Source organism: Variovorax sp. GW821-FHT10D07 (genome assembly GCF_059415325.1).
The window spans coordinates 261,434-274,696 of record NZ_JBWKMZ010000014.1; the positions used below are offsets into that span (position 1 = coordinate 261,434).

Below are 13,263 nucleotides of genomic sequence, written 5' to 3' on the forward strand. Positions count from 1 at the left end.
ACCGCGTGCCTCAGCCGCCGAGCTGTGCGCGGGCCTTGTCCACCCACAACGACAGGTTGTCGAGCAGATCTTTCTGGCTGAACGAGCAGCTTTCCTCACTGAACAGCGCGCTCGATTCGAGCCGGTCGAGCAGGTTCAGCAGCACCTCGCCATAGCGCGGCGGCAGGGCCGCCAGCAGCGCGGCGCTGCCGCGTGCCTGGTCCGACAGCAGGCCGGCGGGGCCGCCGCCCTGGCGGCGCAGCGCGTCGATGTGCCCGGCGATGGTGTCGAGCTGTTGCAGCGCGGCGCTCACGAGGCGCTCCTTCCCGAGGGCGGCAGCGGCAGCCCGCGTTCGCGCACCAGGTCGCGCAGCACGTCGGGGTAGTCGGTGATGATGCCGTCCACGCCCAGGTCCATCAGCCGGATCATGTCGGCGCGCTGGTTCACGGTCCAGGGCAGCACCTTCATGCCCAGGCCCTGTGCCTCCTTCACCTGCGCCGCGTCGAGGTCGGCGAAGGCCGGCGACCAGACGAGCGGACCGCCACTGGTGCCGGCCGCGGCCTTCACGAGCTGCGGCGTGGAGCCGAAGCCCGCGGCATCGAGCCCGGCGGTCCAGCGCTTGTCCTTCAGCGTGCGCGGCGTGCTCAGGTAGGCGCGCGACATCGCGGGCGCCCATTGGCCCACCAGCGCCAGCGTACGCCAGTCGAAGCTCTGCAGGGTCACGCGCTCGGCCATCTGTGCCTTGTCGATGACCGCCAGCAGCGCGCGCACCATGGGTTCGGGCGCGGCGGTCTCGTCGGGCTTGGTCGGATCGATCTTGGTCTCGATGTTGAAGCGCACGGTGGCCGCGGCCGGGCCGCGCGCGCGCACCAGGTCGAACACCGCCTCGAGCGTCGGGATGCGTTCGCCGTCGCGCGGCAGCTGCAGCGCGAACTGGCGGCCATAGCTGCTCGAGGGATTGAGCCGGCCCACGTCGTAGCCCTGCAGCTGCGCCAGCGTGAGCGAGCGGATCGTGGGTCCGCTGCGGCCGTTCGCGGGCGCGAGCCACTGGCCGGCGGCATCGCGCGTGTGGTCGGGGTTGAGGGCCGTGTCGTGCGACACCACCACCACGCCGTCAGCGCTCAGGCCGATGTCGAGCTCGAGCGTGGTCACGCCGAGGTCGATGGCGTTGGAGAAGGCCGCCAGCGTGTTCTCGGGCGCGAGGCCGCGGCCGCCGCGGTGGGCCTCGAGGTCGAAGCGCGTGCGCGGCGTGGGCGCGAAGCCTGTGCAGCCCGCGGCGAGCGCGGCGGTGGCGCCCAGGGCGAGCAGGAGCGTGCGTCTGCGATGTGTCATTTGAGTTGCACCTTGATGCCGTCGGCGAGCACCGTGATGTCGCCGATCTCGTAGGTCTTGCGCCCGACGGTGAGTTCCTCGGGCTTGAAGGTGCGCAGCGGCTGCCCCTGCAGCAGTTCCTGCGCCACCAGCGCGCCCACGCGCTGCAGCCGCTCGCCATCGCGCCCGCCCAGGCCCTGCAGCTCGATGCGCTCGGCCTTGGGCTGGTCGAGCCGCAGCGCGCGCGTGGCGGCGTCGTACTTGAGCGCGCTGCTGACCGCCACCGTGCCCTGCACCGGCGCGCTGCCGAGCAGCGGGCTCGCGATGGTCAGCGTGGCGGTGATCGCGGCGCGGTTGGTGCCCGCGTCCAGGCCCAGCTGCGGATCGCGCAGCCCGACCGTGAACAGCTCGGCATAGCGCTCGGCCACCGGGAAGCGGCGCGCGATCTGCGCCTGCAGCTCGTCGCGGCTCGCGGTGTATTCGCTGGTGAAGAAGTTGAAGCCCGCGAAGGCGGCGAACGGCGCCTGGAGCGCGCAGGCGCCGAGCAGGGCGCCCAGCGCGCGGCGGCGGGTCAGACGGGTCGGGCGGATCGGGGAGGAGGGCATGGAGCGGCGGCTTTGCATGGCGGTGGGAGCTTGCCACAGGCGCGCGAGTTCGCGCCCGATTGGTTGCAGGACGTCACCGGCACCGCTGGCCGGACAGGGCCCGTTCAAGCATGCAACAGGTCTTGCGGCAACCCGCTCACGAACTCCGCGAAATCGCTGCCGCCGATCGAGATGTGGACCAGCATCGCCGCCTGCGCCTCGGCCGGATCGCTGCGCAGCAGCGCCTCGGTGATGGCCGCGTGCTCGCGCGCCGAGCGCTGCATGCGGCCCGGCGAATCGAAGCGGTTGGCGGTGTAGGCGGCGCAACGGGTGCGCAGCGCACGGATCTGGTCCACCAGCGTCTCGTTGCGGCAGGCCGCGTAGATCAGGTCGTGGAAATGGTCGTTGGCATCGCGGTAGGCCAGCGCGTCGTCGCGCGCCGAGGCCTCGGCGCAGGCGGCCAGCGCCTCTTCCAGCGCCTTCTTCTCGGCCGGGCGCATGCGCTTGGCGGCGAACTTGGCGGCCGCGCCTTCCAGCTCGCCGAGCAGTTCCAGCAGCTCGCGCAGCAGCTGGATCGACAGCCGCGGCACCGAGGCGCCGCTGCGCGGTTCCATCACCACGAAACCCTGGGCCGCCAGCTGGAGGATGGCCTCGCGGATCGGGGTGCGCGAGACCTCGAAACGCTCGCTGAGTCCGCGCTCGTCGATGGGCTGGCCGGGCTGCAGCAGGCCGCTGGCCAGGCTTTCGATGATCGACAGGCGGATCGATTCGGCCAGCGTCGGGCTGGCAACGGGGCTTCTACCGGGTTGCATACGGATGTGATCTGAAAATATACTGAACTCGTTTATAAATATTTAAACGGAGACGCGTGGTGTTTTCAAGACTGCTTTGGAAGGTCGTGGTGGCCGGTTCTGCATTTCTGCTGGGTGCGCCCGGATTTTTGCATGCGCAGGAAAGCTGGTCGCCGACCCGCCCGCTGCGGCTGGTGCTCGGCTACACGCCCGGCGGCGCGGCCGACGCGGTGGCGCGCGACCTCGCGCCGGTGATGGAGAAGGCGCTGGGCCAGCCTGTGGTGGTGGACTACAGGCCCGGCGCCGGCGGCGCGATCGGCGCCGAGGCCGTCAAGACCGCCGCGCCCGACGGCTACACCCTGGGCCTGATCGACGGCGCGCCGCTGACCATCATCCCGAACGCGCGCAAGGTGCCCTACGACCCGCGCAGCGACTTCAGCTACCTGGGCGTGGTCTCGAAGTCGCCGCTGGTGGTGCTGGTGAATCCCTCGGTGCCCGCGCGCACCCTGCCCGAACTGCTGGCGCTGGCGCGCGCGCAGCCGGGGCAGCTGGCCTATTCCAGCTCGGGCAACGGCACCATCCACCACCTGGCGGGCGAGCTGCTCAAGGCCGCGAGCCACAGCGACCTGATGCACGTGCCCTACAAGGGCGCGGCGCCGGCCATGAACGACCTGATGGGTGGCGCGGTCGCGGTCTCGTTCGCCACCATCGCGCCCGCCGTGCCGGTGGTGCAGGGCGGCCGGGCGCGCGCCATCGCCGTGACCTCGGCGCGCGAGGTGCCGGCGCTGCCGGGCGTGAAGACCGTGGCCGCGCAGGGCCTGCCCGGCTACGACGCGCAGGGCTGGTTCGTGCTGGCCGCGCCCAAGGGCCTGCCGGCGCCCGTGGTGCGACGGCTCAACGCGGCGCTCAACGCCGCCCTGCAGACGCCCGCGGTGCGCGAGCGCCTCCTGGCCACGGGCAGCGACATCGAGGCCGGCCCGCCCGAGGCGGCCGCCGAGCTGGTCGCGACCGACTTCCGCAAGTGGGGCCAGGTGATCCGCGAGCAGCAACTCCGTTTCGATTGACCCGCCCCTTTTCCTTTTTTCTTTTCCTCTCCAAGGACCTTCACGCATGACCACGACCCTCCAGGACCCCGCGGCCGACACCGCCGCGCCGCCGCTGCTCGCCATCGACGGCGCCGTCGCCACCATCACGCTGCGCCGGCCCGGCAGCCACAACCGCATCGAGCCCGACGACCTGCCGGTGCTGCGCGGCTACCTGCGCCAGCTCGACGCCGATCCCGCGGTGCGCGTGATCGTGTTCGCGAGCACGGGCAAGAGCTTCAGCTCGGGCTTCGACCTCTCGCGCCTGGGCAAGGCCGCGGCCACCGGCGAGAACCTGTTCGAGCAGTTCACCGACGAGATCGAGAACGCGCGCGCGGTCACCATCGCGCGGCTGCACGGGCCGGTCTACGGCGGCGCCACCGACCTCGCGCTGGCCTGCGACTTCCGCCTCGGCGTGCAGGGCATGCGCATGTTCATGCCGGCCTCGCGCCTGGGCCTGCACTACTACGGCCACGGCATCCGCCGCTGGGTCTCGCGGCTGGGACTCGGCGCGGCCAAGAAGCTGTTCCTGACCTCGCGCGCGATCCAGGCCGAGGAGATGCTGCGCGTGGGCTATCTCGATGCGCTGGTCGCGCCCGAGGCGCTCGATGCCGAGCTGCGCACCTGGCTCGACGAGCTGCTCGCGGTGGCGCCGATCCCGCTGGTCACGATGAAGCGCACGCTCAACGAGACCGCGCGCCAGCAGTACGACGAGGCGGCCGCGCAGCAGGCGCATGTCGCCAGCCTGCGCACGCGCGACCTGCACGAGGCCCTGGCGGCCTTCGCCGAGAACCGCGCGCCGCGCTTCGAGGGCCATTGAGCGTGGCGCACGGAATGCCGCCACCGGACCCCGCCGCGCTGCCGCTGGCCGGCGTGCGCGTGCTCGAGCTGTCGCAGATCATGGCCGGCCCGATCTGCGGCCTGATGCTGGCCGACATGGGCGCCGAGGTCATCAAGATCGAGAAGTTTCCGGCCGGCGACGATGCGCGCGGCTATGCACGGCCCAACGACCCGGGGCTCGCGCCATCGTTCGTGATGCTCAACCGCGGCAAGCGCTCGGTGGCGGTCGACATCCGCCAGCCGGCCGGGCAGGACGTGATCCGCCGGCTCGCGGCGCGCTGCGACATCGTCACCGAGAACTTCCGGCGCGGAAAGCTCGATGCGCTCGGCCTCGGCTACGAGCAGCTGCGCGCCGCGAACCCCGGCCTTGTCTACTGCTCGATCAGCGGCTACGGCCCCAACGGCCCGCTGAGCGACAAGGGCGGCTTCGACCTGGTGCTGCAGGCCTTCTCGGGCCTGATCAGCGTCACCGGCAGCCTCGGCGGCGAGCAGGCCAAGCCCGGCAACTCGGTCGCCGACATCAATGCCGGCATCCTGGCCGCGCTCGGCAGCCTCTCGGCCTATGTGCGGCGGCTGCGCACCGGCATCGGCAGCAAGGTCGAGACCTCGCTGCTGCAGGCCTCGCTGCAGCAGATGTACTGGTTCGCTGCGGCCTACTTCTCGAGCGGCGCCATCGCGCGGCCGATGGGCACCGCCCATCCGCTGATCGCGCCCTACCAGACCTTCCGCTGCGCCGAGGGCGCGATCGCGATCGGCGGCGGCAACCAGGCCAACTGGCAGCGCATCGCCGAGGTGCTGGGCCATCCCGAGTGGGTGGACGACCCGCGCTTTCGCACGGGCCGCGACCGGCTCGCGCACCAGGCCGCGCTCGAGGCGCTGATCACGCAGGCGCTGGCGCCGCACGGCGCGGACCACTGGATCGAGCGCCTCGACCGCGCCGGCGTGCCGGTGGGACCGGTGCACGACGTGAAGCAGGCGCTCGAGCATCCGCAATCGAGCGCGGTGTCGATGGTGGTGGAGGTCGACCATGCCGAGGGCGGCACCACGCGCTCGCTCGGGCTGCCGCTGCACTTCGACGGCGTGTCGCCGCATGCGCGCTCGGCCGCGCCGCGCGTGGGCGAGCAGACCCACGAGGTGCTGCGTGAGTTCGATTTCGGCGATGAGGAGATCGAACGGCTGCAGCGCGCGCAGGTCATCGCGCAGCACGCCGCGGCCTGAGGATCAGCCCAGCGGCAACTCGTAGCGCGCGAAGAGGCCGAAGTCCTTGCGGATCTCGCTGTGCAGCGCGAAGCCGAAGCGCTCGTAGAGGCGGCGCAGCGGCGCGCGGTCGGCCACGCAGTCGAGCCGCAGGTGGCGCTTGCCGAGCGCCGTCGCCCGTTCGCGCGCGAACACCAGCAAGGCGTTCGACACGCCTTGCCCGGCGAAGCCGCGGCGCACCGCGAGCTTGTGCACGTAGAGCGAGCTGCCGGCCTCGATCTCGGGCCAGAAATACGGGTCCTCGAGGTCGAGCCGGACCACGCCGGCCACCTGGCCATCGATGCGCGCGATGAAGTAGCCGCCGGCTGCGCAGTCGCGCTCGATGCGCGCGGGCGCGATCTCCGGCCCCGACCACAGGGTGCGGCCTTCGTCGACCAGCCATTGCGCGGCCTCGTGCAGCACGGCGACGACGGTGGGGGCTTCCTCGGGGCGGGCGGGTTCGATCTGCATGGGGTGCGAAGCATAGCGGCCCGCCGCCGCGGTCCTCACTGCCAGCGATAGCGTGCCGTGAGCGTCGCCGTGCGGCGCGTGCCCTGGTAGCACTCGCCGTGGTAGCAGATCGAGTTGTACTTCTTGTCCGCCAGGTTGGAGACGTTGAGCGCCACGCGCCACGGGCCGCGCTCGTAGTGCAGGGCCGCGTCGAGCAGCGTCACGCCGCGTTCGGCGCTGGTGTTGTGCTCGTCGTTCTGGCGCTTGCCGACGTAGCGCACGCCGCCGCCGAAACCCAGCCCGTTGCCCAGCGTGTAGTCGAGCCAGACCGAGGCCGACTGCTTGGGCACCAGCGGCGGGATCTTGCCGATCTCGTCGGGGTCGGCACTGGCGAGCACCTTCATGTCGAGCCAGGTGTAGGCCGCCGCGATGTTCAGGCCCGGCGCGAGTTCGCCCTTGGCTTCGAGCTCGATGCCGCGCGAGCGCTGCCTGCCGATCTGGCGCCCCTCGAAGGTCGCGGGGTCGTAGGTGACCACGTTGGTCTTGCGCAGGTCGAAGGCGGCCGCGGTGAACAGGCTGCGCGAACCCGCGGGCTGGAACTTGAGGCCGAGCTCGACCTGCTTGCCGCGGCTGGGCCGGAAGGCCTCGTTGTTCGCATCGGTGCCGCTGTTGGGCAGGAAGGAGGTGACGTAGCTCAGGTAGGGCGCCCAGCCGTTGCCCAGCAGGTAGCTGAGGCCGGCCCGGCCGCTGAAGGCGCTGTCGGATTTGCGGGAGCGGCTGCTGTCGAGATGGTCGTCGGTGACCTGGCGCACGCGGTCCTGGCGGCCGCCGAGCGTGAGCACCCAGCGCTCGCCGAACTTGAGCTGGTCCTGCGCATAGAAGCCGAGCTGGCGCGTCGACTGGTCGAGGTTGGCGAGCGGCTCGGTGGGCAGTTCCACCGGCTGGCCATAGACGGGCGCGAGCAGGTCGAGGCTGGGCGCCGGGCCGATGAAGCGCCGCTGCCGGCCCTTCTGGTCGCTGTAGTCGACGCCCAGCAGCAGCGTGTGCTGCACATCGCCATGCTGCAGCCTGCCCTGCACGCTGGTGTCGAGCGTCGCGAGGTTCACGGGGTCGCGCCAGGTCCTGGCGATGCGCGACAGCGTGTGCTGGTCCTCGCCCAGCGCATCGGCCCAGACCACGCGCCGGCTCGGGTCGACGCGGCTGTAGCGGAAGTTCTGGCGCAGGGTCCACTGGTCGCCCAGGGCGGTCTCGAAGCGGTAGCCGATGGCGCCTTGCGTCTGCTTGAGCTGGCCGAAGCTGTGGTCGCCCACCTTGATCGACGAGAGGGCGTAGTTCTGCGTCAGGTAGTAGGGATCCTCGGCCGTGTTGTTGCGCAGGAACTCGGCCAGCACGGTCAGCGAGGTGCCCGCGTTCGGCTGCCAGCGCAGCGAGGGCGCGATGTAGGTGCGCGTGTGGTTGAGCTTGCGGCCGTCGGGGTAGCGGTCCTGGTCGTTGCTGTCGAGGCTCAGGCCGACCAGCCGGTAGCTCAGCACAGCGTCGCTGCCGCTCCGGTCGCCGAGGTCGAAGGCCAGCTGCTGGCGCTGGTAGCTGCCGTACTGCAGCTCGATCTCGCGGATCCGCTCGCCCGTGGGCTGCTTGCTCACGCGGTTGACGATGCCGCCCGCGTCGGCCTGGCCGAACACCATCGACGCCGGGCCGCGCAGCACCTCCACGCGTTCCAGCGCATAGGGCTCGGTCAGGTAGTAGGTGGGAACGAAGGAGGCCTGGGCCAGCCCGTCGCGGTAGACGCCGGTGGTCGACGAGTTGAAGCCGCGCAGCAGCACGTACTCCCAGCCGCGGTTGTCGGGACCGTAGGTGCTGGTGGTCACGCCGGGCGTGTAGCGCAGCGCCTCCATCACGTCCTGCGCGCCGCGCGCCTCCATTTCCTCGCGGCCGATCACCGACACCGATTGCGGCACCTCGATCAGCGGCGTGTCGGTCTTGGTGGCCGTGCCGCTGATGCGCGCGGCATAGCCGGGCACGGGGCCGTTGCCGCTTTCGCGCTCGGTGCTTGCGTTCACCTGCACGGCGGGAAGGCTGCCGCTGCCCGTGACGGGCGCGGTGGGCGCGGATTCTGTGGGCGCGGGCTGGCTGCGCAGCACGTAGCCACCGTTGTCCAGCCGCAGCGCCTGCAAGCCGGTGCCGGCCAGCAGCGCGGCCAGCGCCTCCTGCGGCGTGAAGGGGCCGCGCAGGCCGGCCGTGCGCTTGCCGTCGGTCTGCTCCGCGACGAAGCTCAGCGGCAGGTTGGCCGCGCTCGCGAAGCTGCGCAGCGCCGGCGCGAGCGGGCCGGCCGGAACGTCGTAGGTCTGGCGCGCGGCCTGCGCCTGCGGTGCCTGGGCGCGGGAAGTGCCCGGCAGGCCCATCTGCGCGCCCAGCAGCGCGAGGCCGCACAGCGCCGTGGCTGAAATTCCCTGAGCTGGATGCTTGTTCTTCTGGTGTCGCGGCTGGCGCCCGTTGGTCGGCATGGTGGTCTCTCGAAGTGATTGCTGAAAAAGAAGCCCTCACTTGACAGGTGCCGCGAGAAAGCAAATCGGGCAGGCGACGACGAAATTTTTTTGGAGGCCGGTGCTTACTGGACGCCCTCCACCGTCGCCCAGAACCGGGTGCGCAGCCGCACCTGCACCGGCAGCACGCTCGGCAGCATCGCGAGGATGCGCTCGGTGTCGGCCAGCGGGAACACGCCCGACAAGCGCAGCCCGGCCACGGCCGGATCGCAGCGCACGATGCCGGGCCGGTAGCGGCCGAGTTCGGCCAGGAAGTCGTCCAGGCGCATGTCGTCGGCGATGAGCTGCCCGAGCGTCCAGGCCGTGGTCTGCGCATCCACCGCGGCGATCGGGCCGACCTCGCCGCGGCCGAAGCTCGCGCGCTCGCCGGCGCGCAGCCGCACCGGCACGGCCGTGGCCTCCGCGGGCGCGATCTCGACCGCGCTCTCGAGCACGGCGACACGGCTGCGGCCCTCGTCCTGGCGCACGCTGAAGCGCGTGCCGAGCGCGCGGATCCGTCCCTGGGCGGTGTCGACCACGAAGGGCGGGCTGTCGGGGCGGTCGTGGCCGGTGACGATCAGCACTTCGCCCGCCACCAGCCGCACCAGCCGCTGCCGGTCGTCGAAGCGCACGTCGATGGCACTGGCCGTGCCGAGCGTGAGGCGCGTGCCGTCGGGCAGCGACAGGTCGCGCTGCTCGCCGGTGCCGGTGCGGAAATCGGCCACCGTCTGCTGCCAGGTCTGCGTGCGCGAGGCGAGCACGCCCGTGGCGCCGGCCGCGCCGAGCCACAGCAGCGCGCGCAGCGCCTTGCGCCGCGGCGCGGGCGTGCGGCCGGAGGCGAGCGCGGCATGGGCGGCTGCCGGATGCAGGCCCTTGAGGCGCGCGCTGAAGCTCTCGATGTGCTGCCACGCGCGCTCGTGGTCCGGATGGCCGCGGCGCCATTGCTGCCAGCGCCGGCGGTCGTCTTCCGTGGCTTCGCCCGACATCAACAGCGTGAGCCACTCGGCGGCCTCGTCGGCCGCGCGTTCGCCGAAGGGCAGGGCGGTGGCGGTGTCGAGGGGGGCGCTGCGCATCTCAGTCGGCCAGGCCGAAGAAGCACTGGCGGTTGGCGCGCGACAGGTACTGCTTGACCGAGCTGGCCGACACGCCGAGCCGCTCGGCGATCTGCGCGTAGCTCAGGCCTTCGAGATGGGCCAGCAGGAAGGCTTCCTTCGCGGCCGGCGGCAGGCTGTCGAGCACGCGATCGACCTGGTGCAGCGCCTCGATCGCCAGCAGCTGCACCTCGGGCGAGGGCGCCATCTCCTGCGGCAGCGCGGCCAGCGCCTCGAGGTAGCTCTGTTCGAGCACCTGCCGGCGATGCCGGTGCGCGATCAGCCGCCGCGCGATGGTGGCGAGGAAGGGGCGCGGCTCGCGGATGCCGGCCGCGGTGCCGGTCGTGATGACGCTGACGAAGGTGTCCTGTGCCAGGTCGGCCGCGGCGAAGGAATCGCCGAGCTTGCGCCGCAGCCAGCCCTGCAGCCACCCATGGTGCTCGCCATAGAGCGACCGCACTTCCTCGTGCATGGCGGATTCGGCGGCAGGCATGGCGGCATTCCCTCTTCGCCAGCGGCCTGGCATGGGTCGAGATTAATGAGAACGTTTCTCATTAATTCTAGATGAAGCGCTCGCCCGGGCCATGGGTTTTCAGCCGTGCCGCCGCACCGTGAAGCCTTCGGCCGCGGAAGGCGCGGCGAAGTGGCTGCTGATCAGGTCGAACTGCGCCTCGCTGGTCTCGAAGGGATGCGTGCCGCTCGCGTTGCGCTCTCGCAGGCGCTGCTTGCAGACCGCGTCGGGCAGCTCGAGCAGGTGCAGCATGTGCGCCGCGCCGGCCGCTTCGAAGATGCCGCGCATCCAGTGCCGGTTCGCGACCGTGTTGGCCGGGAAGTCGAGCACCACCGACACGCCGGCCGCGAGCAGCGCCGCCAGGTGGCCCTCGATGGCCTGCTTCAGGCGGCCCGCGCAGCGCACGTAGTCGGGCAGTTCGCGGATCTCGCCCGGGTAGAGCGCCGCGAGCCAGGCGTCCTCGCTCACGAGCACGGTGGCGGGTGCCGCGGCGAGCCGGCGCGCGAGCGTGGACTTGCCGGCGCCGATCTTGCCGCAGACCATGTGCAGCACGGGGGTGGAGGGGGTCGCTGTCATTTCGTTTTCTCCGGAGGGTGGTGGGCTTGGAAGAAGCGCCCCGGAAAACGAAAAACCCGCCTTCTGGGGCGGGTTGCATGGCATGAACTCGAGGAACCGTGCGTCAACCCACCATCTTCAAAATGGTGCGAATGATCGACGCGATGATGCGCGGGCAGGCCATGGGCCGAGCATAGCCCACGGCCGCGCGCTTCAGTCGTGCAGCGACGACAGGAACTGGCGCAGCTCGGGCGTGCGCGGGTTCGCGAACAGCTCGGCGGGCGCTCCCATCTCGTGCACGCGGCCCTGGTGCATGAAGATCACGCGGTCGGCCACCTTGCGCGCGAAGTTCATCTCGTGCGTGACCATCAGCAGGGTCATGCCCTCGTCGGCCAGCGACTCGACCACGCGCAGCACCTCGCCCACCAGCTCGGGGTCGAGCGCCGAGGTGATCTCGTCGCACAGCAGCACGCCCGGTTCCATGGCCAGCGCGCGCGCGATCGCCACGCGCTGCTGCTGGCCGCCCGAGAGCTGGTCGGGCATGGCGTCGAACTTCTCGGCCAGGCCCACGCGCGTGAGCAGCTTGCGCGCCTGCGAGGCGGCCTCGAGCGACGAGCGCTTCTTCACCAGCGTGGGCGCGAGCATCACGTTCTTGCCGACCGTGAGGTGCGGGAACAGGTTGAAGCCCTGGAAGATCATGCCCACGCGCTGGCGCAGCTCGCGCATCGCCATTGCGCTCTCGTGCAGCAGCGGCTTGCCGTCGACGGTGAGCGAGCCCTCCTGGAACGCCTCGAGGCCGTTGATGCAGCGCAGCAGCGTGCTCTTGCCCGAGCCGCTCTTGCCGATGATGGCGATCACCTCGCCGCGCTTGACGTCGAGGTCGATGCCCTTGAGCACCTCGTTGCTGCCGTAGGACTTGCGCAGCGCGGTGATGCGCACGATCGGCGAGCCGACCGCGACGGCGGGTTGTTGTTGCGGTTCAAGCACGGCGGCCATGGGTTTTCCTCTCGAGGGTCTTGGCGTACAGGCTCACGGGAAAGCACAGCACGAAATAGAGCAGGGCCACGCAGCTGAACACCACGAAGGGCTGGAAGGTGGCGTTGGAGATCATGCTGCCGGCCTTGGTGAGTTCGACGAAGCCGATGACCGACGCCAGCGCCGTGCCCTTGATGACCTGCACCAGGAAGCCCACGGTGGGCGCGATCGCGATCCTCACGGCCTGCGGCAGGATCACGTGGCGCAGTTGCTCGCCGAAGCTCAGGGCGAGGCTGCCCGAGGCTTCCCACTGCCCCTTCGGGATCGAGGCCACGCAGCCGCGCCAGATCTCGGTGAGGAAGGCGCTGGTGTAGAGCGTGAGCGCCACGCTGGCCGCGGTCCATGCCGACACGTCGATGCCGAACAGCGCGATGCCGAAGTAGGCCAGGAACAGCTGCATCAGCAGCGGCGTGCCCTGGAACAGTTGCACGTAGAGGCCCACGGCCTTGCCGACGGCCCGGCCGCCGCGCAGGCGCAGGAACAGCAGCAGCGCGCCCACGATGCCGCCGCCGACGAAGGCGATGAGCGAGAGCACGACGGTCCAGCGCAGCGCCAGCAGCAGGTTGCGCAGGATGTCCCAGAGGGAGAAATCGGTCATGGCGGATTCAGCGGCCGAAGAAGAAGCGGGGACCGGCCCAGTCGAGCAGCCGCCGCAGCGCCACCGAGAGCGCGAGGTAGATCAGCGTGGCGACGATGAAGGCCTCGAAGGCGCGGAAGTTGCGGCTCTGGATCAGGTTGGCCGCGTAGCTCAGCTCCTCGGTCGAGATCTGCCCGCACACGGCCGAGCCCAGCATCACGATGACGATCTGGCTCACCATCGCGGGCCACACCTTCTTGAGCGCCGGCGGCAGCACCACGCGCAGGAACACCTGCGAGCGGCTCAGCGCCAGGCTCACGGCGGCCTCGATCTGGCCCTTGGGCGTGGCCTCGATGCCGGCGCGGATGATCTCGGTGGAATAGGCCCCGAGGTTCAGCACCATCGCGATCACCGAAGCCACCTCGGGCGTGAGCTTGACGCCCGCGGCCGGCAGCCCGAAGAAGATGAAGAACAGCTGCACGATGAAGGGCGTGTTGCGGATCAGCTCCACGTAGGTGCCCACGATGGCGCGCAGCCAGCGCGGGCCGTCGGCGCGCGCCCAGGCGCAGAAGGTGCCGACGCCCATGCCCAGCACGGTGCCCACGGCCGTGAGGCCGATGGTCCACGCGATGCCGCGCAGCAGCAGCGGCCACTCGGCGAGCACGGCGCCAAAGTCAAACTCGATGTTCATGGCCGCGT

General features: G+C 70.9%; 15 protein-coding genes. 3 read left to right on the forward strand and 12 right to left on the reverse strand.

Annotated elements, in window-relative coordinates; translation table 11 throughout:
• Positions 1-10: 10 nt before the first annotated feature.
• The 4 genes from AC07PU_RS33130 to AC07PU_RS33145 all read right to left on the reverse strand — a co-directional run bounded on the left by AC07PU_RS33130 (position 11) and on the right by AC07PU_RS33145 (position 2,686).
• On the reverse strand, positions 11-262 hold the full coding sequence (locus tag AC07PU_RS33130; protein WP_371268778.1) for a hypothetical protein: 252 nt from the start codon (positions 260-262) through the stop codon (positions 11-13).
• A 26-nt stretch (positions 263-288) separates the two neighbouring features.
• The gene (locus tag AC07PU_RS33135) at positions 289-1,311 is read right to left on the reverse strand and encodes a glycerophosphodiester phosphodiesterase (protein ID WP_495322512.1); all 1,023 of its coding nucleotides are present in this window, start codon (positions 1,309-1,311) and stop codon (positions 289-291) included.
• Entirely contained in the window at positions 1,308-1,895 is a 588-nt protein-coding gene (locus tag AC07PU_RS33140; RefSeq protein WP_495322513.1) for a DUF1439 domain-containing protein, read from the reverse strand. Before AC07PU_RS33140 ends, AC07PU_RS33135 begins: the two co-directional genes overlap by 4 nt.
• 104 nt (positions 1,896-1,999) lie before the next feature.
• Entirely contained in the window at positions 2,000-2,686 is a 687-nt protein-coding gene (locus AC07PU_RS33145) for a GntR family transcriptional regulator (protein ID WP_296776362.1), read from the reverse strand.
• 89 nt (positions 2,687-2,775) lie between these two features.
• Between AC07PU_RS33145 and AC07PU_RS33150 the strand changes: the two genes are divergently transcribed.
• Genes AC07PU_RS33150 through AC07PU_RS33160 form a run of 3 tightly spaced genes read left to right on the forward strand, consistent with a single transcriptional unit; the run spans position 2,776 to position 5,805 of the window.
• A complete protein-coding gene (locus AC07PU_RS33150; protein WP_143129053.1) occupies positions 2,776-3,729 on the forward strand; it encodes a tripartite tricarboxylate transporter substrate-binding protein in 954 nt (317 codons plus the stop codon).
• Positions 3,730-3,775: 46 nt separating this feature from the next.
• Positions 3,776-4,567 (forward strand): enoyl-CoA hydratase/isomerase family protein, encoded by a 792-nt coding sequence (locus AC07PU_RS33155; protein WP_057596478.1) that lies wholly within the window; start codon positions 3,776-3,778, stop codon positions 4,565-4,567.
• Between the two features lie 14 nt (positions 4,568-4,581).
• Positions 4,582-5,805: a CaiB/BaiF CoA transferase family protein gene (locus AC07PU_RS33160; RefSeq protein WP_093340016.1), complete on the forward strand. Its 1,224-nt coding sequence runs from the start codon at positions 4,582-4,584 to the stop codon at positions 5,803-5,805.
• 3 nt (positions 5,806-5,808) lie between these two features.
• Here the strand turns inward: AC07PU_RS33160 and AC07PU_RS33165 are convergent, their stop codons facing one another.
• The 8 genes from AC07PU_RS33165 to AC07PU_RS33200 all read right to left on the reverse strand — a co-directional run bounded on the left by AC07PU_RS33165 (position 5,809) and on the right by AC07PU_RS33200 (position 13,255).
• Positions 5,809-6,294 carry a GNAT family N-acetyltransferase gene (locus AC07PU_RS33165; protein WP_093340014.1) on the reverse strand — a complete coding sequence of 162 codons (486 nt, stop codon included), beginning with the start codon at positions 6,292-6,294 and terminating at the stop codon, positions 5,809-5,811.
• A 35-nt stretch (positions 6,295-6,329) separates the two neighbouring features.
• Positions 6,330-8,777 carry a TonB-dependent siderophore receptor gene (locus AC07PU_RS33170; protein ID WP_495322514.1) on the reverse strand — a complete coding sequence of 816 codons (2,448 nt, stop codon included), beginning with the start codon at positions 8,775-8,777 and terminating at the stop codon, positions 6,330-6,332.
• Between the two features lie 104 nt (positions 8,778-8,881).
• Positions 8,882-9,868 (reverse strand): FecR domain-containing protein, encoded by a 987-nt coding sequence (locus tag AC07PU_RS33175; RefSeq protein WP_495322515.1) that lies wholly within the window; start codon positions 9,866-9,868, stop codon positions 8,882-8,884.
• Position 9,869: 1 nt separating this feature from the next.
• Complete coding sequence (locus tag AC07PU_RS33180; protein WP_093340011.1) at positions 9,870-10,379, reverse strand: sigma-70 family RNA polymerase sigma factor; 510 nt, start codon at positions 10,377-10,379, stop codon at positions 9,870-9,872.
• A gap of 99 nt (positions 10,380-10,478) precedes the next feature.
• Positions 10,479-10,973, reverse strand: a complete 495-nt coding sequence (locus tag AC07PU_RS33185; RefSeq protein WP_495322516.1) for a P-loop nucleotide/nucleoside kinase family protein — start codon at positions 10,971-10,973, stop codon at positions 10,479-10,481.
• 192 nt (positions 10,974-11,165) lie between these two features.
• Positions 11,166-11,948 carry an amino acid ABC transporter ATP-binding protein gene (locus tag AC07PU_RS33190; protein ID WP_495322517.1) on the reverse strand — a complete coding sequence of 261 codons (783 nt, stop codon included), beginning with the start codon at positions 11,946-11,948 and terminating at the stop codon, positions 11,166-11,168.
• Entirely contained in the window at positions 11,932-12,585 is a 654-nt protein-coding gene (locus AC07PU_RS33195) for an amino acid ABC transporter permease (protein WP_093340005.1), read from the reverse strand. Before AC07PU_RS33195 ends, AC07PU_RS33190 begins: the two co-directional genes overlap by 17 nt.
• 7 nt (positions 12,586-12,592) lie before the next feature.
• Positions 12,593-13,255, reverse strand: coding sequence for an amino acid ABC transporter permease (locus AC07PU_RS33200; RefSeq protein ID WP_495322518.1), 663 nt, complete (start codon positions 13,253-13,255; stop codon positions 12,593-12,595).
• Between the last annotated feature and the right edge of the window lie 8 nt (positions 13,256-13,263).